The organism is Enterobacter cloacae complex sp. ECNIH7, assembly GCF_002208095.1.
In the GTDB taxonomy this organism is placed as follows: domain Bacteria; phylum Pseudomonadota; class Gammaproteobacteria; order Enterobacterales; family Enterobacteriaceae; genus Enterobacter; species Enterobacter cloacae_M.
Genome location: NZ_CP017990.1, coordinates 3,497,708 through 3,516,613 on the forward strand (window position 1 = coordinate 3,497,708; position 18,906 = coordinate 3,516,613).

At 58.4% G+C, this 18,906-nt stretch carries 19 protein-coding genes; 3 read left to right on the forward strand and 16 right to left on the reverse strand.

What is annotated here, in order from left to right; translation table 11 throughout:
• Positions 1-209: 209 nt before the first annotated feature.
• The 7 genes from dedD to pdxB form a co-directional block, all read right to left on the reverse strand.
• On the reverse strand, positions 210-902 hold the full coding sequence (gene dedD, locus WM95_RS17215) for a cell division protein DedD (RefSeq protein WP_059446231.1): 693 nt from the start codon (positions 900-902) through the stop codon (positions 210-212).
• Complete coding sequence (folC, locus tag WM95_RS17220; RefSeq protein WP_063409615.1) at positions 892-2,160, reverse strand: bifunctional tetrahydrofolate synthase/dihydrofolate synthase; 1,269 nt, start codon at positions 2,158-2,160, stop codon at positions 892-894. Before folC ends, dedD begins: the two co-directional genes overlap by 11 nt.
• A 70-nt stretch (positions 2,161-2,230) precedes the next feature.
• Complete coding sequence (accD, locus tag WM95_RS17225) at positions 2,231-3,136, reverse strand: acetyl-CoA carboxylase, carboxyltransferase subunit beta (RefSeq protein WP_023312564.1); 906 nt, start codon at positions 3,134-3,136, stop codon at positions 2,231-2,233.
• Between the two features lie 154 nt (positions 3,137-3,290).
• Entirely contained in the window at positions 3,291-3,950 is a 660-nt protein-coding gene (locus tag WM95_RS17230; RefSeq protein WP_023312565.1) for a DedA family protein, read from the reverse strand.
• Between the two features lie 28 nt (positions 3,951-3,978).
• Positions 3,979-4,791, reverse strand: coding sequence for a tRNA pseudouridine(38-40) synthase TruA (gene truA / locus WM95_RS17235; RefSeq protein ID WP_023312566.1), 813 nt, complete (start codon positions 4,789-4,791; stop codon positions 3,979-3,981).
• Positions 4,791-5,804 carry an aspartate-semialdehyde dehydrogenase gene (locus WM95_RS17240; protein WP_039263237.1) on the reverse strand — a complete coding sequence of 338 codons (1,014 nt, stop codon included), beginning with the start codon at positions 5,802-5,804 and terminating at the stop codon, positions 4,791-4,793. Before WM95_RS17240 ends, truA begins: the two co-directional genes overlap by 1 nt.
• 67 nt (positions 5,805-5,871) lie before the next feature.
• The gene (gene pdxB / locus WM95_RS17245) at positions 5,872-7,008 is read right to left on the reverse strand and encodes a 4-phosphoerythronate dehydrogenase PdxB (protein ID WP_047174237.1); all 1,137 of its coding nucleotides are present in this window, start codon (positions 7,006-7,008) and stop codon (positions 5,872-5,874) included.
• Positions 7,009-7,121: 113 nt separating this feature from the next.
• Between pdxB and flk the strand changes: the two genes are divergently transcribed.
• Complete coding sequence (gene flk, locus WM95_RS17250; RefSeq protein ID WP_063409161.1) at positions 7,122-8,126, forward strand: flagella biosynthesis regulator Flk; 1,005 nt, start codon at positions 7,122-7,124, stop codon at positions 8,124-8,126.
• 90 nt (positions 8,127-8,216) lie between these two features.
• Here the strand turns inward: flk and WM95_RS17255 are convergent, their stop codons facing one another.
• On the reverse strand, positions 8,217-9,395 hold the full coding sequence (locus WM95_RS17255) for an MFS transporter (protein ID WP_063409162.1): 1,179 nt from the start codon (positions 9,393-9,395) through the stop codon (positions 8,217-8,219).
• Between the two features lie 207 nt (positions 9,396-9,602).
• A complete protein-coding gene (gene fabB, locus WM95_RS17260; protein WP_045402666.1) occupies positions 9,603-10,820 on the reverse strand; it encodes a beta-ketoacyl-ACP synthase I in 1,218 nt (405 codons plus the stop codon).
• Positions 10,821-10,978: 158 nt separating this feature from the next.
• On the opposite strand from fabB, the gene mnmC reads away from it, so the two are divergent.
• Entirely contained in the window at positions 10,979-12,976 is a 1,998-nt protein-coding gene (gene mnmC / locus WM95_RS17265; RefSeq protein WP_063409163.1) for a bifunctional tRNA (5-methylaminomethyl-2-thiouridine)(34)-methyltransferase MnmD/FAD-dependent 5-carboxymethylaminomethyl-2-thiouridine(34) oxidoreductase MnmC, read from the forward strand.
• Between the two features lie 58 nt (positions 12,977-13,034).
• On the opposite strand, the gene WM95_RS17270 is transcribed toward mnmC, so the two are convergent.
• From WM95_RS17270 to prmB, 6 genes are read right to left on the reverse strand one after another with little or no spacing between them, the layout of a single operon-like run.
• Positions 13,035-13,313: a YfcL family protein gene (locus WM95_RS17270; protein ID WP_023312573.1), complete on the reverse strand. Its 279-nt coding sequence runs from the start codon at positions 13,311-13,313 to the stop codon at positions 13,035-13,037.
• 13 nt (positions 13,314-13,326) lie between these two features.
• Positions 13,327-13,872, reverse strand: coding sequence for an elongation factor P hydroxylase (locus WM95_RS17275; RefSeq protein WP_033146101.1), 546 nt, complete (start codon positions 13,870-13,872; stop codon positions 13,327-13,329).
• Positions 13,872-14,681: a sulfite exporter TauE/SafE family protein gene (locus WM95_RS17280; protein WP_023312575.1), complete on the reverse strand. Its 810-nt coding sequence runs from the start codon at positions 14,679-14,681 to the stop codon at positions 13,872-13,874. Before WM95_RS17280 ends, WM95_RS17275 begins: the two co-directional genes overlap by 1 nt.
• A complete protein-coding gene (gene mepA, locus WM95_RS17285; protein WP_063409164.1) occupies positions 14,681-15,505 on the reverse strand; it encodes a penicillin-insensitive murein endopeptidase in 825 nt (274 codons plus the stop codon). Before mepA ends, WM95_RS17280 begins: the two co-directional genes overlap by 1 nt.
• Positions 15,506-15,507: 2 nt before the next feature.
• Entirely contained in the window at positions 15,508-16,593 is a 1,086-nt protein-coding gene (gene aroC / locus WM95_RS17290; protein ID WP_063409165.1) for a chorismate synthase, read from the reverse strand.
• Between the two features lie 60 nt (positions 16,594-16,653).
• The gene (prmB, locus tag WM95_RS17295) at positions 16,654-17,586 is read right to left on the reverse strand and encodes a 50S ribosomal protein L3 N(5)-glutamine methyltransferase (RefSeq protein ID WP_023312578.1); all 933 of its coding nucleotides are present in this window, start codon (positions 17,584-17,586) and stop codon (positions 16,654-16,656) included.
• Between the two features lie 145 nt (positions 17,587-17,731).
• Between prmB and smrB the strand changes: the two genes are divergently transcribed.
• The gene (gene smrB / locus WM95_RS17300) at positions 17,732-18,283 is read left to right on the forward strand and encodes an endonuclease SmrB (protein ID WP_023312579.1); all 552 of its coding nucleotides are present in this window, start codon (positions 17,732-17,734) and stop codon (positions 18,281-18,283) included.
• A 45-nt stretch (positions 18,284-18,328) separates the two neighbouring features.
• Here the strand turns inward: smrB and sixA are convergent, their stop codons facing one another.
• Positions 18,329-18,814, reverse strand: coding sequence for a phosphohistidine phosphatase SixA (gene sixA, locus WM95_RS17305; protein WP_023312580.1), 486 nt, complete (start codon positions 18,812-18,814; stop codon positions 18,329-18,331).
• Between the last annotated feature and the right edge of the window lie 92 nt (positions 18,815-18,906).

Below are 18,906 nucleotides of genomic sequence, written 5' to 3' on the forward strand. Positions count from 1 at the left end.
TCTAACAGAAAAAGAAAACGTTTGCGTAGGGATTTCCTTCCCGCGCGTAAATAAAAAAGGCGCTGAAAAAATGTTCAACGCCGTTGGCTCATTACGTCTCTTTGGACGTCTGCCATTCCCCCTCACCCCAGCCCTCTCCCTCAAGGGAGAGGGAGCAAACCATCCCCTCGCCCCTCTGGGGAGAGGGTTAGGGTGAGGGGTAGATCTTATCAGTTCGCGCTGTAGCCCATCACCACACCGCTCAGGCCGGAGATCTGCTTCAGCTCACCGAGCGAACCTTTAAGCTTATCTTTGGACGCTTCTGGCCCCACGAGGATACGGGTAATTTTACCCTGCACCGGCGTGGAAGGTGAAGTGTAAACACGATATCCCGCACTGCGCAGTTTGCTCACGACCTCGTTGACCTTATCGGCGTTTTTCAGCGCGCCGAGCTGCACAACGTACGCTTTTCCGGTCGGCGCCGCGTCTTGTTTTGCCGGCGGCGGGGTTTCTGACGCGGCAGCCAGCTGCTCTGCGGCTTTATCCCGCTGCGGTTTCGACTGCGGCTGCGGCTTCTCAACCGGCTTCGGTTTTTCAACAGGTTTAGGCTGCTCTACCGGCACCGGATCGATATCGCTGCTGCTCGCTGCCGCCAGGCGTGACGGATCGAGCGACGGTGCGGCGGCATCGCCTGCACGCACCTCTTCCGCCGCCCCTTCCGGAGGCTGAGCAGGCAGCGCCTGCGTCGCCGCTGGCAGCATATCAGGCTCATCGCGGTCACCCGGTTTCGGCACCAGCGGAATAGCGGCAAACTCATCCTGATAATGCTTTTTCTGCCCGTCGAGCAGACCCGGGAGAATAATCACCCCGAGCGCGACCAGCACAATGGTTCCTGTTAAACGGTTCTGAAACTTACTCGCCACCGGTTCTCCCCGCGTCCATCACTTCCATGACATGTGCCACCGTGTGGAATGAACCACACACCAGCACGGTATCTTCTGGTTTAGCATCCGCCATCGCGGCATGCCAGGCCTGAGCCACGCTACTATAGATTGCGCCTTTGCCGAGATGTTCCATCAGCTGCTCAGCCGTCGCGCCGCGCGGCCCCTCCAGAGGAGCACAATACCAGCTATCGACCACACTCTCCATGCAGGCCAGCGTCCCGCCGATATCTTTATCATGAAGCATACCGATAACCGCCAGCACGCGCCCGGTTTTTGGTAACGATTTGAGACGTCCCGCGAGATAAGCCGCCGCATGCGGGTTATGCGCCACGTCCAGAATCAGGCGCGGTGACTCGCTGACAATCTGAAAACGCCCGGGCAGAATTGCGCTCTGAATACCGTCGCGGATCGCCCGCTCGCTGACCACGAGGCCGCTGGCGCGCAGTGCCGCCAGCGCGGTTGCCGCGTTCGGCTGCGGCACCTGCGGCAGCGGCAGGTTGTCCAGCGCGCCCTGAGCATCGCTGAAACGCCAGCCGTTATCCTGAACCTCATACTGCCAGTCAACGCCGCGGCGCAGCAGACGCGCGCCCTTCTCGTTTGCCACGTCAGCAATGGTGTACGGCATGTCCGGCTCGCCGACCACGGCGGGTTTATTCGCCCGGAAAATACCTGCCTTCTCGCGGCCAATGCTTTCACGATCCGGTCCCAGCCAGTCGATATGGTCCAGCGCGATGCTGGTGACCACCGCCACGTCCGCATCCACCATATTGGTCGCATCAAGACGTCCGCCGAGGCCGACCTCAAGGATCACGACATCCAGCTGCGCCTGTTTGAACAGCCACAGCGCCGACAGGGTGCCGTATTCAAAATAGGTTAATGAGATCTCACCGCGTGCGGCTTCAATTTCCGCGAACGACGCCGTATGCGCCGATTCCGGCAGCTCGCTGTTCTGCACGCGAACGCGCTCGGTGTAGCGGACCAGGTGTGGAGAGCTGTACACGCCAACTTTGTAACCCGCGGCCATCAGGACAGATTCCAGCGTGCGGCAGGTCGTGCCTTTACCGTTGGTACCCGCGACGGTGAACACGAAAGGTGCCGGTTTGAGCACATCAAGACGCGCGGCGACCTGGCTTACGCGCTCAAGCCCCATATCGATGGTTTTACTGTGCAGGTTTTCCAGATAAGAAAGCCACGCGGCCAGGGGCGACGTGGCTTGGGGAATGCTTTTATTTTCCATAATGCCCGGTTGTCATTAACAGATTAGAAAGCAAAAGGGCAGCGCCAACCGGCCCTGCCCTTTTCAGTTATCAGGCCTCGGGTTCCTGATCCGGTACCACCACGCCTTCGCGCGGCTCATCCGGGTTCGGCGCTGGCAGATTCATCAGCTTCGCCAGGATGCTCGCCAGCTTCAGGCGCATTTCCGGACGGCGGACGATCATATCGATAGCGCCTTTCTCAATGAGGAACTCACTGCGCTGGAAGCCAGGCGGCAGCTTTTCGCGAACGGTTTGCTCGATAACGCGAGGACCGGCAAAGCCGATCAGCGCTTTTGGCTCAGCGATGTTCAGATCGCCCAGCATCGCGAAGCTCGCGGAGACGCCGCCCATGGTTGGGTCGGTCAGCACGGAGATGTACGGCAGACCGCGCTCCTGCATCTTCGCCAGCGCAGCAGAGGTTTTCGCCATCTGCATCAGCGACATCAGCGCTTCCTGCATACGCGCACCGCCGGAGGCAGAGAAGCAGATCAGCGGACAGTTGTCTTCCAGCGCCTGCTCAACGGCACGCACGAAGCGCGCACCGACCACGGAGCCCATCGAGCCGCCCATAAAGGAGAACTCAAACGCAGCGGCAACAGCCGGCATCCCATGCAGGGTGCCTTTCATAACGACCAGCGCATCTTTCTCGCCGGTCTCTTTCTGTGCCGAGGCCAGACGATCTTTGTATTTTTTGGAATCGCGGAACTTCAGCACATCTTTTGGCTCAAGTTCGCTACCCAGCTCTACCAGAGAGCCTTCGTCCAGCAGGCTATGCAGGCGGTTGCGCGCCGACATACGCATATGGTGGTCACACTTCGGACACACCTCAAGGTTGCGCTCCAGCTCTGCGCGGTACAGAACCTGACCGCAGCTATCACACTTCGTCCATACCCCTTCAGGAATGCTCGCTTTGCGCGTTGGGGTAATGTTGCTTTTAATTCGTTCAATCCAGCTCATTGATAACCTTTCTGCCTGAACCTGGTCGTATGCCAGTTTTGCTATAAGAGGCGAATAATGCCATTTTTGCCTCCAACAGACCATGAATGTTGCACATTAAAACATAACAGCCCGAAACTTTGGATAAAAAAGTGGTCGAACCGCCAGCGTGCATTTACTTCGCTTGTTTTGCCGCCGCACGTTTGTGACGAATGATTTCGATAACGCCCGGCAGTACGGAAAGCACAATAATCGCTACAATCAATAGCTTAAGGTTTTCCTGCACCACCGGGAGATCGCCAAACAGATAGCCTGCGTAGGTAAACAGCAGTACCCACAGCAGCGCGCCAACCACGTTGTATGCCGCAAAATGACGATAGGACATATGCCCCATTCCCGCCACAAACGGTGCAAATGTACGCACAATAGGCACAAAACGCGCAAGGATAATGGTTTTCCCGCCATGGCGTTCATAAAACGCATGGGTTTTGTCTAAATAGCTGCGGCGGAAAATTTTCGAATCAGGATTGCTGAACAGCCGCTCACCGAATACCCGTCCAATCGTATAGTTGACCGCATCACCGATAATGGCGGCAATCACCATCAGCACAACCATAAGATGCACGTTCAGATCGTTAGTGGGCAACGCCGAGAGCGCCCCGGCAACGAACAGCAGTGAATCCCCCGGCAGGAATGGGGTAACGACCAGTCCGGTTTCACAAAACAGAATGAGGAACAGAATGGCGTAGACCCAGACGCCATACTGCGCGACCAGCTCCGCCAGGTGAACATCAATATGCAGGATGAAATCAATCAGAAAACGTATTACGTCCATATTGTCTAAGCCCTAATTGCACCTTTGTTTAGTCCGCTAAAAACAGCGGGCCCATTGGCGGTTTCGGCAGGTCAAATCGATCCGGATAGTCTACTGAGACCAGATACAATCCTTCCGCTTTCGCCGTGGCTGCCGCAAGCGTTCTGTCCTTCGCTGCCAGCAGGTCTGCAATCCAGCTCTCCGGCTGGTGTCCGGCACCCACTTCCATCAGGCTGCCCACAATATTCCTAACCATATGATGTACAAAGGCATTGGCTTTGATATCCACCACCACATACGCGCCAAAACGGCTGACGTTTATGTGCATGACGTTGCGCCACGGCGTGCGGGACTGACACTGCACCGCACGAAACGACGTAAAGTCATTTTCACCAATCAGACACTGCGCCGCGCGATGCATACGTTCCGCATCAAGCGGTTCATAAAAATGCGTCACGCCCTGGCTTAACACCGCCGGACGCAGGCGCTGGTTGTAGATGACATAACGGTAGCGACGAGCCGTGGCGCTGAAGCGCGCGTGAAAATCATCCGGCACAGCTTTTACCCAACGCACCGCAATGTCACCAGGCAAATTCGCATTTACACCCAGCGTCCAGGCGGCATCCTTACGCACGGCGGTGGTTTCAAAGTGAACCACCTGCCCCGTACCGTGAACACCCGCGTCCGTACGTCCCGCGCACAGGACGTTGATCGGCTCGTTTGCCACCTGAGAGAGCGCTTTTTCCAGCTTCTCCTGGACGCTGCGCACCTCGTTCTGACGCTGCCAGCCATAATATTTACTGCCATCGTACTCAATTCCGAGGGCAATTCTATGGACCGGCTTTTGTTCCACGTCTGACATCAGTACAGGTACTCCTGCACCAGTTTTTCAGCGATTTTGACCGCCATCAGCGCGCCGCCGAAGCGAACGTTATCGGCAACGGACCAGAACTGAACCTGCTCCGGCATGCCGTAGTCGTTACGCACGCAGCCAACGGAAAGATGCGCGCTGCCGGTGGCATCACCCACCTGGGTCGGGAACTCGCTCTCTTCAGAGAGCACGATGTCTTCACCGCGGCCAAACGCGTCGCGCGCCTCTTCTGCCGCCAGCGGACGAAGGGCTTCAAAGCCGACCATCTGCGCGTGGCCGTAGAAGACCGGGGACTGCACGACGTTCGCGGAGATCATCAGGCCATCGTCCTGCAGAATTTTACGCACTTCATCGACGATACGACGCTCTTCGCGCACGGAGCCCTCGCGGTCCGGCAGCAGCGGCAGCATGTTGAACGCCAGTTGGCGACCAAAGAAATCATCTTCGTCAATCGGGATACCGTTCAGCAGCTTCGCGCTCTGCCCGGCCAGCGCGTCAACGGCCTTTTTGCCGTTCGCGGAAGCGGACAGCAGGCTGGTGACGGTAATGCGCGACAGGCCGCCGTCGTCGATCAGCGGTTTCAGCGCGGTCAGCAGCTGGCTGGTGAGGCTGTTCGGAACCGCAATAACGTTACGGTTGCGGTAGTCAGCCAGCACAAACGGGTTCACGTCCGGCACCACCAGCGGCACATCCGGCTCCATTGAGAACAGGCCGCTCAGGTCGATCACCAGGCAGCCTGCGTTGGTCGCCTCTTCAACGTACGCAGCAGTTGCTTCAGCGCCCGCGGCGAAAAACGCCAGCTGCGCCTGCGTCCAGTCGAACGCGGCCGCATCCTGGACCATGACGGATTTACCGTTAAAACGCAGATGCTCACCTGCGCTGTCGGTACGGGCCAGCGCATAGATATCGCCCACCGGGAACTGACGCTCAGCAAGGGTTTCGAGCAGGGCTTCGCCCACGGCACCCGTGGCACCTAAAATGGCAATGTTCCAGCCTTCAGACATGGTGGTTTACTCCAGAAATAAAAAAGCGTCCCTGTCGGAGTATCCGACAGGGAGCATTAAGAAGACATTAATGCGCCGGGTGATGAACGGCGTTAAATCCCAGCTTATGCAGCAGCGTCGCCGCCGACGCGTCGTCGCACATTACATACAGGGAAGACCACTCGCGGCGCTCAACGTAGTTCTTGCGCAGCTTATCAAACTCACCCGGGATCCCCGCCACTTTACGCAGCAGCGCATCATCGCGGCGCACATCATACACCAAATGCACCAGCCTTTTCAGCGTTGCCTGATCGAGCGGGCCGTGCAGGGTAATGCGGCCAAATTCAGGCGCGGGGAGTAAGGTATCCAGCGCCACCTGCTGCGGATGGCCGATAAAAGCGCTGTAGGCCTCGAAGACCTGCGTGGTACCGCGTGCTTTGCCTTCCAGGGTATAACCGGCGATATGCGCCGTGCCCACGTCCACCTTGCTAAGCAGCTCAACGTTGAGATCCGGCTCCGGCTCCCAGACGTCCAGCACCACGCTGAGGTCTTGTCCTTCGTTCAGGCATGTCAGCAGCGCAGCGTTATCTACGACCGGGCCACGGCAGGCATTTATCAGAATAGTGCCAGCCTTCAGACGACGGATCAGCGCCTCGTCAGCAAGATGCAGCGACTTATACGGCCCCTCTTTAAACAGCGGCGTGTGGAAAGTCAGCACGTCACACTGTTCAACCAGCTCATCCAGCGAGCGGAAATCCCCGTCATCGCCGTTGTCTTTACGCGGCGGATCGCACAGCAGCGTGCGGATCCCTAACGCTTCCAGGCGCTTTTGCAGGCGCCCGCCGACGTTACCCACGCCGACAATCCCCACCGTGCGGTCCTTCAGCGCAAAACCGTCGCGCTCGGCCAGCATCAGCAGGGAGGAGAAAACGTATTCCACAACGGCGATGGCGTTACAGCCCGGCGCTGCGGAAAAACCGATTCCGGCCTGCTTCAGCCATTTATCATCCACATGATCGGTCCCTGCCGTTGCGGTTCCGACAAACTTAATCGCTTTACCGGCGAGCAACGCCTCATTTACTTTAGTCACCGAGCGCACCATCAGCGCGTCTGCGTCATCCAGTTCGTTGACCGGGATCGGGCGACCAGGGACAGCCTTAACGTTACCCAGGCGGCTAAACAGCTCACGGGCGTAAGGCATATTTTCATCAACGAGGATTTTCACGTCTGAGTACCTGTTTGAGAGGAAGAAAACCTGCCAAGTGTGCCATAATCTCGCCGCCAGGCATATATGTATGCCTGGTTTACGCTGAGTTTTGACTTTAAGGATTTTTGACGATGCAGCCCATTTCAGGTACGCCGCCACGCCCTCCGGGTGAAGGCCCTGTCACGCCAAACGTTGCCGGTGAACAACCGCTATCCACGCAACAGCGCACCGTGCTGGAGCGACTGATCACGCGCCTGATTGCGCTGACTTCACAGCAAAACGCGGAAGTCTGGGCCGGGGTAAAGCATGATTTAGGCGTGAGGAACGACGCACCTCTGCAGTCGCGCCATTTCCCTGCGGCCGAGCAAAACCTGAACCAGCGTATTAATACCGCGCAGCAGAACCACACCACGCGCCAGATTGTTGCTCAGCTGACGGAGCTGCTGGGCCAGGGTAATAACCGCCAGGCGGTGAGCGATTTTATTCGCCAGCAGTATGGTCAGACCGCGCTGGGCCAGCTGACGCCCGACCAGCTCAAAACCGTGCTGACCCTGCTGCAGAACAACGAGCTGTCAATCCCGCAGCCTCAGGTGCGCCCGGCAACCGAGCGTCCGCTGCTGCCAGCCGAGCACAACACGCTCAAGCAGATGGTGACGAAGCTGGCTGCGGCCACCGGCGAACCGACGAAGCTTATCTGGCAATCCATGCTGGAGCTGTCCGGCGTGAAGGCGGGTGAGTTAATCCCGGCCAGACAGTTTACTCATCTGGTGACCTGGCTCCAGGCGCGCCAGACGCTCAGCACCCAGAATACCCCTACCCTGCATACCGTCCAGGCGGCACTGAAGCAGCCGCTTGAGCCGCACGAATTTGAAGTCATCCGGGATTACGCCCAGCAAAACTGGCAAGCCACGCCGCAAACGGTACTGACCACCGCGCAGGTGCAGGATCTGCTCAATAAAATCTTCGTTCGCCGCGCCGAGCGCGAGGGCGGCGTGCCGGAGGTGAGAAACATTCAGCCGATCTACAGCCCGCTGTTTGCGCCGGTCGTCGAGACGTTCAGAACGCTCTCTGCGCGTCCGGGGTTGATGTTTATTGCGCTACTGATTGCGCTGGCGATTTTCTGGCTGGTTGCCTGAGGTTTTGCCCGGCGGCGCTGCGCTTACCGGGCCTACAACGGCTCGAACCGTAGGCCGGGTAAGGCACAGCCGCTACCCGGCAACAGCGGCTTAAGTCCTGCGAAACGCCACCAGCGTGACCACGATCCCAACCACCGCAGAAACCGCACCGGCCAGAAAGACGGACGGATAACCAAACGAGGTGGCTAACACCCCGGCCAGCGGTCCGGTTACTCCGTATGAGATATCCTGAAACGCCGCATAGCCGCCCAGCGCCGTACCGCGCACCTGCGGGGCCACGCGCTTCACCACTTCAACGCCCAGCGCCGGGAAGATCAGTGAACAGCCGCAGCCGGTTAGCGCCGCGCCGAGCAGCGCAACGGATGCCACGGGAGCATTCCACAGCAGCAGCAGACCGATAGTCTCAATCACCAGCGACGCCACCGCCACCTTCACGCCGCCGAAGCGATCCGGCATCCAGCCGAAGAAGACACGCATCAGCACAAACGCGCCGCCAAACGCGGTAAGCGTAAAACCGGCCATCGCCCAGCCGCGGCTCATAAAATAGAGCGAGACGAAGGTACCAATCACCGCAAAACCCACGCCCTGCAGCGCCAGGCCAAGACCCGGCTGCCAGATTTGGCCGACCACGCTCCACAGGGAAGGTCGCTCGCCTTTGTGCGCGGGCACCTTACGCACCGAACCGTTAAACGCCCACGCCAGCAGGGGTAAAGCCATCGTGGTGGCAGCCAGCACCGCAAACCCAAACTGGCTATTGATCAGCAACCCAAGCGGTGCTCCTGCGGCCAGCGCGCCATAGATGGCCATACCGTTCCAGGACATCACCTTGCCGGAGCGTGCAGGACCCACCAGCCCCATTCCCCAGGTCAGGGTGCCGGTCAGCAGCTGGCTTTCACCAAAGCCAAGGATTAAACGGCCCAGCACCAGCAGCGCAAACTTATACGCGGCATCTACCGGCAGGAGAGCAGCCAGCAGCCATGCGCCGCCCGCCAGCCCACAGGCAAACATTCCCTGTAACGCCGAGCGTTTTGCACCGTGCTGATCCGCCAGCCGTCCGGCGTAGCCGCGGGTCAATACCGTGGCTAAAAACTGAATGCCAACGGCAATGCCGACCATGGTGTTGCCATAGCCCAGCTCCTGATGAACGAACAGCGGGATCACCGGCAGCGGCAGGCCAACGGTCATATAGGTCAGAAATACCGCGAAAGCGATACGGAACAGCGAGACGTTCGCTGAAGAGGTTGTTTCTGTTTGAGTTACTGCAGTCATGCTTTACTCCGAAATGAAGAGTAAGGCGGGGAAATGCCACGCCCCCTCTACCTGATAATCAGGATTAAGGTGCGTTGGTTGACGTTAAACGCTTACGCATTATCGTGAGGATAATGTTGAGGGGTGAAGTTTGCCTGTGAGATCAGCCGCTTGTCAATGCATAAAAAAGGGAGCCTTATGGCTCCCTTCCGGATTCAAACGTAAAACTTATGCTTTCAGCTTACGCATAACCAGCGTGGCGTTGGTGCCACCAAAGCCGAAGCTGTTTGACATGACGGTGGTCAGCGTCGCGTCCATTGGTTTGGTCACGATGTTCAGGCCAGCAGCCTGCTCGTCCATCTCATCAATGTTGATGCTTGGCGCGATAAAGCCGTTTTCCAGCATCAGCAGAGAGTAGATCGCTTCCTGCACGCCAGCCGCACCCAGCGAGTGGCCGGTCATGGCTTTGGTCGCAGAGATTGCCGGGCTGTTGTCGCCGAAGACTTCACGGATCGCACCCAGCTCTTTCACGTCGCCTACCGGAGTAGAGGTACCGTGGGAGTTCAGGTAGTCGATTGGGGTGTCAACGCCGTGCATCGCCATCTTCATGCAGCGCACCGCGCCTTCGCCGGATGGCGCAACCATGTCGGCGCCGTCAGACGTCGCACCGTAGCCCACGATTTCAGCGTAGATATGCGCGCCACGTGCCAGAGCATGCTCCAGCTCTTCAACCACAACCATACCGCCGCCGCCCGCGATAACGAAACCGTCACGGTGCGCATCATAGGTACGGGAGGCTTTATCCGGGGTTTCATTGTACCTGGTGGACAGTGCGCCCATCGCGTCGAATTCACAGGCCATTTCCCAGCCCAGCTCTTCGCCGCCGCCAGCAAATACGATGTCCTGTTTACCCAGCTGGATCTGCTCAACAGCATTACCGATGCAGTGCGCGGAGGTCGCACACGCGGAGCTGATGGAGTAGTTCACACCGTGGATTTTGAATGGGGTCGCCAGGCACGCGGAAACCGCAGAGCCCATGGCTTTGGTTACCACGTACGGACCTACTGCTTTCAGACCACGCGGGCTACGCATTGCGTCAGCGCCGAATACCTGCGCTTTTGATGAGCCGCCGGAACCGGCGATCAGACCCACGCGCGGGTTGTTCTGATAAACCTCTTCGCTCAGGCCGGAATCTTTGATCGCTTCCTGCATGGAGAGATAAGCATAAATAGAGGCATCGTTCATGAAACGAACCACTTTGCGGTCAATCAAACCGGTGGTGTCCAGTTTGACGTTACCCCATACGTGGCTACGCATACCTGAATCTTTAAACTCTTCAGAGAAAGTGATCCCGGAGCGTCCTTCACGCAGAGATGCCAGGACTTCCTGCTGGTTATTACCGATGCTGGAAACAATGCCCAGGCCAGTAATCACTGCACGTTTCATTCAATACCTCTGTAAGTCGCACTATAGTAAGTTTCGAGTCGCACAATAGCGTACACTTGTACGCCGAACAAGTCCGATCAGACATTTTCTGCGGAAATTTGCACCGATGGACTCACATCGTTAAGATCGTGCCACTGCCTGTCAGACGAGTAACTTACGTGAAACAAAACGCTATACAACCCGCCAACCTCGAATTCAACGCTGAGGGTACACCTGTTTCCCGAGATTTTGATGACGTCTATTTTTCTAATGATAACGGACTCGAAGAAACTCGCTATGTTTTCCTCGACGGAAACCAGCTCAGCACCCGCTTCCCGGAGCATCCGCGGAGCCTGTTTGTGGTCGCGGAAAGCGGATTCGGCACCGGGCTCAATTTTCTGACCCTCTGGCAGGCGTTTGACCAGTTTCACGCTGCCCACCCTGAGGCTACGCTACAAAGATTACATTTCATCAGTTTCGAAAAATTCCCGCTCACCGCGCACGATCTGCGGCTCGCTCATCAGCGCTGGCCAGAGCTTGCAGCCTGGGCGGAGCAGCTTCAGGCGCAGTGGCCGCCCCACATCGGCGGCTGCCACCGTCTGATTCTGGACAGCGGACGCGTGACGCTGGATTTATGGCTTGGCGACATCAATGACCTGACCGATACGCTCGATGATTCGATGAATCAGACGGTGGACGCCTGGTTCCTTGACGGCTTTGCCCCCGCCAAAAACCCGGACATGTGGAGCCAGCATCTGTTTAGCGCGATGGCGCGGCTGGCGCGCCCGGGCGCAACGCTTGCCACCTTCACCTCGGCAGGCTTTGTCCGCCGCGGACTGCAGGAGGCGGGCTTTACCATGCAGAAAACCAAAGGTTTTGGCCGCAAGCGCGACATGCTGGTCGGCAGAATGGAGCAGACGCTGGATATTCCCGCACAGGCACCCTGGTTTGCGCGCCGCGCCAGCGCATCCCGTGAGGTGGCGATAGTCGGCGGGGGGATCGCCAGCGCCCTGCTGTCTCTCGCGCTTCTCCACCGCGGCTGGCAGGTCACGCTCTACTGTGCTGACGACGCGCCAGCAAGCGGCGCGTCCGGCAACCGCCAGGGGGCGCTCTATCCGCTTTTAAGCGCGCACGACCCGGCCCTGTTCCGGTTTTTCCCGGCGGCATTTACCTTCGCTCGTCGCCTGTACGATGCCCTGCCGGTGGCGTTTGACCATGACTGGTGCGGCGTGACGCAGCTCGGCTGGGATGAAAAGAGCCAGCAAAAAATCACGCAGATGCTGTCGCTGGGTCTGCCTGACGAGATTGCCCGTGCGGTAAGTGCGCAAGAGGTGGCAGAGACCGCTGGCGTGGAAACCGGGTGTGGAGGCATTCAGTATCCGCTCGGCGGCTGGCTGTGCCCGGCTGAACTGACCGCGGCAGCCATTGCCCTGGCGCAGTCGCGCGGGCTGACGGCGCATTATGCTCGCAAGGTTGAATCGTTGAGCCGGACAGAACGCTGGAATCTGCGTTTTGCCGATGGCAAAGAGGCGAGTCATGCCAGCGTTGTGCTGGCAAACGGGCATAACATCAGCCAGTTTATCCAGACAGAGTCATTGCCGGTTTATCCGGTCGGCGGCCAGGTAAGCCATATTCCTTCCGCGCCTGAACTGAGCAAACTGCGTCAGGTGCTGTGCTATGACGGCTATCTGACGCCGCAAAATCCGTCTAACGGCCACCACTGCATCGGGGCCAGCTATCATCGTGGCGAAACGGATATGCGCTACAGCGAAGCGGATCAGGCCCAGAACCGCCAGCGCCTGATTGACTGTTTCCCGGATGCGGCGTGGGCGAAAGAGGTTGACGTCAGCGAGGGTGACGCGCGCTGCGGCGTGCGCTGCGCCACCCGCGATCATCTGCCGATGGCGGGAAATGTGCCGGACTATGATGCGACGCTTGAGGCCTATCAGGATCTTGCTGAACGCAAGGAAACGGCGGCGGCCTCGCCGGTGTATCCGGAGCTGTTTATGCTGGGTGGATTAGGATCTCGCGGGCTCTGTTCCGCACCGCTGCTGGCAGAAGTGTTAGCCGCGCAAATGAGCGGCGAGCCGATTCCGCTGGACAGGATTACTCTTGCGGGGCTAAATCCGAATCGATTGTGGGTACGGAAACTGCTGAAGGGGAAGAAGGTTAAGTAGGGTGCGGTCTGGTGCCCTCACCCCGTCCCTCTCCCACAGGGAGAGGGAGGTGAAACACTTACTTCGCTTTCGCCTGCTGGAACAAAGTGTCCCACATGCCTAACACCAGAGACTGATCGCGCGGCGAGAGTTCTCCGGCCTGAATGGCTTTCTCCAGACTGCGGGCCACTTCGGCGTGAACGGCGTCGGCAGAGTGATCGTCCCCCGCTTCCAGCTCGGCTACCGCGAGCGTCAGGTGACCACGCAGATAACCGCTGGCGAACAGCTCATCATCACTGGCGTGTTCCACCATGTCATCAATTAACGCCAGAATGCGTGATTCAAATTCTGCGATCATCTTCTTTCCTCTGTTAAAGATCTTCCGGCCAAGGGAAGCATTCCGCCGTGATAACCGGCGTGTGGTAATAATTCTGTAAGGCCTCGATCAGGCGTGCCGGACGTTCGGGGATGCCTTTCTCAAGATATTCCATCACCTGCGCATGAACGCGGCGCTGGAAGACGATACGGTCTGGCTCGAAGTCGCCTTCGAGGTTGTCGCAGCTGACGTTGAACGGGAAACCCGCCGCGACGCAGAATAGCCATTCCAGCGCCTGCGGCTTCACTTCCACATCTTCAAACTGGCCCTGCGTTGCGGCATCACGTCCGTCCGGGCAGTACCAGTAACCGAAGTCCACCAGCTCGCGCCGCGCTTTCCCCGCGATGCACCAGTGCGAAATCTCGTGCAAGCCGCTGGCATAAAAGCCGTGGGCAAAGACGATGCGGTTATACGGAACCTCTGCATCAGCAGGAAGATAGATCGGTTCGTCGTCGCCTTTAATCAGACGGGTATTAAAATCGTCAGCAAAACAGCCGTCGAAAATCTCAATCAGCTGTTCGTATTTATGCGTACTGTTCATTAGTGCATCCCCAACCAGGTGAGGATCTCCTGTCCATGGCTGTCATAAAGAAGTTTGGCGCTCATTACGGCCGAGACGATGACGATCATCGGGCGAATCAGCTTTTGTCCTTTGCTTAACACCAGACGCGAGCCCGCGCGCGCGCCCAGAAACTGCCCTGCCATCATCACAAACCCGGTTGCCCAGATAACCTTGCCGCCAATGATAAACAGCAGCAGGCCGCCGACGTTCGAGGTGGCGTTGAGTACTTTGGCATGGGCGGTGGATTTGGCGAGGTTAAACCCGGCCAGCGTCACGAACGCCAGCGCGTAAAACGAGCCTGCCCCCGGGCCGAAGAAACCGTCGTAAAAACCGACGCAGCCCCCGGCAATCAGGGCAAACGGCAGGCCGTACAGGCGACGCTGGCGGTCTTCTTCACCGAGCTTTGGCATCAGCAGGAAGTAAAGCCCGATGCAGATGACCAGAACCGGCAGGATCTGGCGCAAAACATCCGACTGCACGTGTTGAACCAGCAGCGCGCCCGACGTGGAGCCGATAAAGGTCATCAGGATATTGAGCTTCTGATCGGCCAGGCTCACCACCTTACGGCGGATAAAATAGAGCGACGCCGAGAGCGAGCCGCCGCAGGCCTGCAGCTTGTTGGTGGCAAGCGCCTGCGCCGGGCTCATGCCCGCCGCCAGCAGCGCGGGCACGGTTAACAGCCCGCCGCCGCCCGCGAGCGCGTCGATAAAACCGGCCAGCATGGCCACAAAGAACAGCACCACCAGCAGCAGCGGTGACACCATAAACAGATCGACGAAATTATCCATTAAAGTACATGCTCATCCAGTAGCGCCTGGCAGGAAGGCGGCAACGGAGGCGGTGTCTTCTTCTCAGGCTTAGAGGTTCCAGGTTTTGCCGGTTCAAACCAGCTTTGCAGTTCGTAACCACAACCATCGCCAGGCGGTGGCAGCGGCTGATCCTCACATTCCAGGCTGTTCGCCGGGCAGCGCAGACGAACGTGCATGTGCGCACGATGCTGGAACCACGGGCGCACTTTGCGCAGCCAGTCGCGATCGGTTCCGGCATCCAGACAGAGCTGCTGCTTGATGGCCGGATTAACGAAAATCCGCGTGACGTCGTTATCTTCTGCCGCCAGCTTGATCATGCTGGAAACATCCCGCGTCCACAGGGACGGCACAACGCGCTTACCGTCGCTCGCCACCAGATCCAGCGCCTGCGGTTTCAGCAGTTGGGCGGCGGTCCAGCGGGCTTTCGGCAGCTGCAGGAAGATATCCACATCCAGTCCGGTCTGGTGACTGGCGTGTCCACCGTTAAAACGACCGCCGGCAGGCATCCCCATATCGCCGATCAGCATCGTGCCCAGCCCCAGGTTATGAACCTGGTTTCCCAGTCGCTGAATGAACAGCACCAGATCCGGGTGGCCGAAGTAACGACGCTGGTCGGTACGCATCACCTGATAGGTCTCCGATTGCAGCGGAAGTTCCTGCGCGCCCACGATACAGCCGTTGGAAAAAGCGCCGATCGACTGCGCGCTCCCCGCCACCGGATGGGTGATTTTTTGCCACGGTGTGGCGGCCAGACTGGCTCCACTGGCCAGCAGCGCCAGCAGAGCAATTGCGGTTTTTTTCATGTTTACCAGCGTGGAATGGTGGTCGTCACATCCGCATTCTGCGCGCGCTGGCGCAGGAAGTGATCCATCAGCACGATCGCCAGCATCGCCTCTGCGATCGGCACCGCGCGGATCCCCACGCACGGATCGTGACGTCCTTTGGTGATCATCTCAACTTCTTCGCCATCGCGGTTAATCGTGTGGCCCGGCACGGTAATGCTGGAGGTTGGCTTCAGCGCGATGTTGGCAACAATCTGCTGCCCGCTGCTGATCCCACCCAGGATGCCGCCCGCGTGGTTGCTCTGGAAGCCCGCTTTCGTGATTTCGTCGCGGTTCTGGCTGCCGCGCAGGGATACCACGTCAAAACCGTCGCCAATCTCAACGCCCTTCACCGCGTTGATGCTCATCAGCGCGTGGGCGATGTCGGCGTCGAGACGGTCAAATACCGGCTCGCCCCAGCCTGGCGGGACGCCATCGGCCACCACGGTCACTTTCGCCCCGATGGAGTCGCCCTCTTTTTTCAGGCCGCGCATCAGTTCGTCCAGCGCGTCCAGCTTGTCGGCATCGGCACAGAAGAACGGGTTTTGCTCGACCAGATCCCAGTCTTTGATCGCCAGCGGAATGTCGCCCATCTGGGTCAGACAGCCGCGGATAACGATGCCAAATTTCTGCTGCAGGTATTTTTTGGCAATGGCGCCAGCCGCCACGCGCATTGCGGTTTCACGGGCGGAAGAGCGTCCGCCGCCGCGATAGTCGCGGAACCCGTACTTTTGTTCGTAGGTATAGTCGGCGTGGCCCGGACGGAACACGTCTTTGATGGCGCCGTAGTCCTGGGAGCGCTGATCGGTGTTTTCAATCAGCAGACCAATGCTGGTGCCGGTGGTGCGGCCTTCAAAGACGCCGGAGAGAATTTTGACCTGGTCCGGCTCGCGACGCTGCGTGGTGTAGCGAGAGGTGCCCGGACGACGACGGTCGAGGTCGTGCTGTAAATCGGCTTCGGTCAGTTCGATGCCTGGCGGTACGCCATCAACGATACAGCCCAGCGCCAGCCCGTGTGACTCGCCAAAGGTGGTCACGCGGAATACCTGTCCAATACTGTTTCCTGCCATCACGGCTCCGATGTTGTTGTTTGTGTTTGAGCGTTGTGAAACGGGCCGAAGCCCGCTGGATTAATCTTTATAGATGCTGAAGTGTTCGCGCGCGTCGAGCAGCTGCGCTTTGGTCAGCATAAAGACGCCGTCACCGCCGTTGTCGAACTCAAGCCAGGTGAACGGCACATCCGGGTACTGCTCTATCAGATGTACCATGCTGTTGCCCACTTCACAAATCAGAACGCCGTCGTCGGTCAGGTAATCCGGCGCGCAGGCCAGAATGCGGCGCGTCAGCTTCAGGCCGTCAGAGCCTGACGCCAGACCGAGCTCCGGCTCGTGACGGTATTCGTTCGGCAGATCGGACATGTCTTCCGCATCGACGTACGGCGGGTTGGTCACGATCAGATCGTACTGCAGCGTCGGCAGATCGCGGAACAGGTCGGAGCGAATTGGCGTAACGTGATGGATCAGGCCGTGCTCTTCAATGTTGTGCTCGGTCACGGCCAGCGCGTCGGTGGAGATATCGACGGCGTCAACTTCCGCTTCCGGGAAGGCGTAAGCACAGGCGATGGCGATACAGCCGCTACCGGTACACATATCCAGAATATGCTGCGGCTGATGGTTAATCAGACCTTCGAAATGGTTGTTGATCAGCTCGCCAATCGGCGAGCGCGGCACCAGCACGCGCTCATCGACATAGAACTCGTGACCGCAGAACCAGGCTTTGTTGGTCAAGTAGGCGACCGGAATGCGTTCGTTCACGCGGCGGATCACACGCTCAACGATGCGGTGTTTTTCGCTGGAGGTCAGGCGCGCGGTGCGCATGTCTTCAGGAATATCCAGCGGCAGATAGAGAGACGGCAGCACCAGCTGCACGGCCTCATCCCACGGGTTATCGGTACCGTGTCCGTACCAGATATTGGCGGCGCTGAAGCGGCTAACCGACCAGCGCAACATGTCCTGTATGGTATGCAGCTCGTTTACTGCTTCATCGACAAATATTTTATCCACTCTTTCCTCCAGGGCATGCTCGCATAATTTTCGGCGGCTAGTTTGCCATGAAGACGGCGATAAATCAGCAATGACGCGTACCGCTTGAGGTTAAAAAATGCGTTTAGTCGGGTACACTATCGGAAATACGAGATGAGAATGACGAATGAAAAAGAAAACATCGCTCAGCGAGGAGGATCAGGCGCTCTTCCGCCAGCTAATGACCGGGACGCGGAAAATCATGCAGGACACGATTGTCCATCGCCCGCAGCGCAAAAAAATCAGCGAAGTCCCGGTCAAGCGTCTTCTGCAGGAGCAGGCGGATAACAGCCACTATTTTTCAGATGAATTTCAGCCGCTGCTCAATACGCAGGGGGCCGTGAAGTACGTGCGCGAAGACGTCAGCCATTTTGAGCTGAAAAAGTTACGCCGCGGAGATTACTCGCCGGAGCTGTTTCTCGATCTCCACGGCTTAACCCAGATGCAGGCGAAACAGGAGCTGGGCGCGTTGATCGCGGCCTGTCGCCGCGAACACGTTTTTTGCGCCTGCGTGATGCACGGCCACGGTAAACATATTCTGAAGCAACAGACGCCACTGTGGCTGGCTCAGCACCCACACGTGATGGCGTTTCATCAGGCACCGAAAGAGTACGGCGGAGATGCCGCATTGCTGGTGTTGATTGAAGTGGAAGAGTGGCAGCCGCCAGAGTTGCCCTGACAGACTGGCGGGAAGCACATTGCCCCCGCCATATCGCACGTCACGTCAGATCGCTTTTGCCATCTTCAGGTTGCACGGACTCATTTGCCAGTTGAAGACGCCTTTGCCCGTTTCGTCGAGAGAAACATTGGCAATGGCGGATGTCGTGAACATCGGCGGGGTCTCGCCCGGGCACAGCTCAGATACCAGATAGCCAACCAGTGGCAGGTGGGAAATGACCAGCGCGGAAGCGACACCTTCATTGCACAGCGCCTGAAGATAAGCGCTGACAAGGCCTACATCGCCACACGGGGTGAGTTCAGGCAGAACATCCACACTGGTCGGCAGGTTCATACACTCCCCTACCACCTCCAGCGTCTGTTCTGCACGCAGGAACGGACTCACCAGAACGCGTTCAATGTCCACTTTTTGACCGTTAAGCCAGGTCGCCATCAGACGAGATTCGTCGCAGCCGCAGACGGTCAAAGGACGTACTGAGTCACTGGCGGCATCGAGTGCCGCGTCGCCGTGACGCATGATAAAAACTTGCATATTGCACCGCTTTTGTTAACCAGAAGCACCGGCGTTAACTACCCGCGATAAATGCTGAGAGGTAGAAAACCCGATGGCCGGGCATTGTGCCT

Bases quoted from the DNA above. Each gene is read 5' to 3' on its own strand.
- mepA (WP_063409164.1), bottom strand. From the start codon at position 15,505: ATGAAAAAAACCGCAATTGCTCTGCTGGCGCTGCTGGCCAGTGGAGCC.
- accD (WP_023312564.1), bottom strand. From the start codon at position 3,136: ATGAGCTGGATTGAACGAATTAAAAGCAACATTACCCCAACGCGCAAA.
- WM95_RS17230 (WP_023312565.1), bottom strand. From the start codon at position 3,950: ATGGACGTAATACGTTTTCTGATTGATTTCATCCTGCATATTGATGTT.
- WM95_RS17240 (WP_039263237.1), bottom strand. From the start codon at position 5,804: ATGTCTGAAGGCTGGAACATTGCCATTTTAGGTGCCACGGGTGCCGTG.
- aroC (WP_063409165.1), bottom strand. From the start codon at position 16,593: ATGGCAGGAAACAGTATTGGACAGGTATTCCGCGTGACCACCTTTGGC.
- WM95_RS17275 (WP_033146101.1), bottom strand. From the start codon at position 13,872: ATGAACAGTACGCATAAATACGAACAGCTGATTGAGATTTTCGACGGC.
- flk (WP_063409161.1), top strand. From the start codon at position 7,122: ATGCAGCCCATTTCAGGTACGCCGCCACGCCCTCCGGGTGAAGGCCCT.
- sixA (WP_023312580.1), bottom strand. From the start codon at position 18,814: ATGCAAGTTTTTATCATGCGTCACGGCGACGCGGCACTCGATGCCGCC.
- truA (WP_023312566.1), bottom strand. From the start codon at position 4,791: ATGTCAGACGTGGAACAAAAGCCGGTCCATAGAATTGCCCTCGGAATT.
- smrB (WP_023312579.1), top strand. From the start codon at position 17,732: ATGAAAAAGAAAACATCGCTCAGCGAGGAGGATCAGGCGCTCTTCCGC.
- WM95_RS17255 (WP_063409162.1), bottom strand. From the start codon at position 9,395: ATGACTGCAGTAACTCAAACAGAAACAACCTCTTCAGCGAACGTCTCG.
- WM95_RS17280 (WP_023312575.1), bottom strand. From the start codon at position 14,681: ATGGATAATTTCGTCGATCTGTTTATGGTGTCACCGCTGCTGCTGGTG.
- folC (WP_063409615.1), bottom strand. From the start codon at position 2,160: ATGGAAAATAAAAGCATTCCCCAAGCCACGTCGCCCCTGGCCGCGTGG.
- WM95_RS17270 (WP_023312573.1), bottom strand. From the start codon at position 13,313: ATGATCGCAGAATTTGAATCACGCATTCTGGCGTTAATTGATGACATG.
- fabB (WP_045402666.1), bottom strand. From the start codon at position 10,820: ATGAAACGTGCAGTGATTACTGGCCTGGGCATTGTTTCCAGCATCGGT.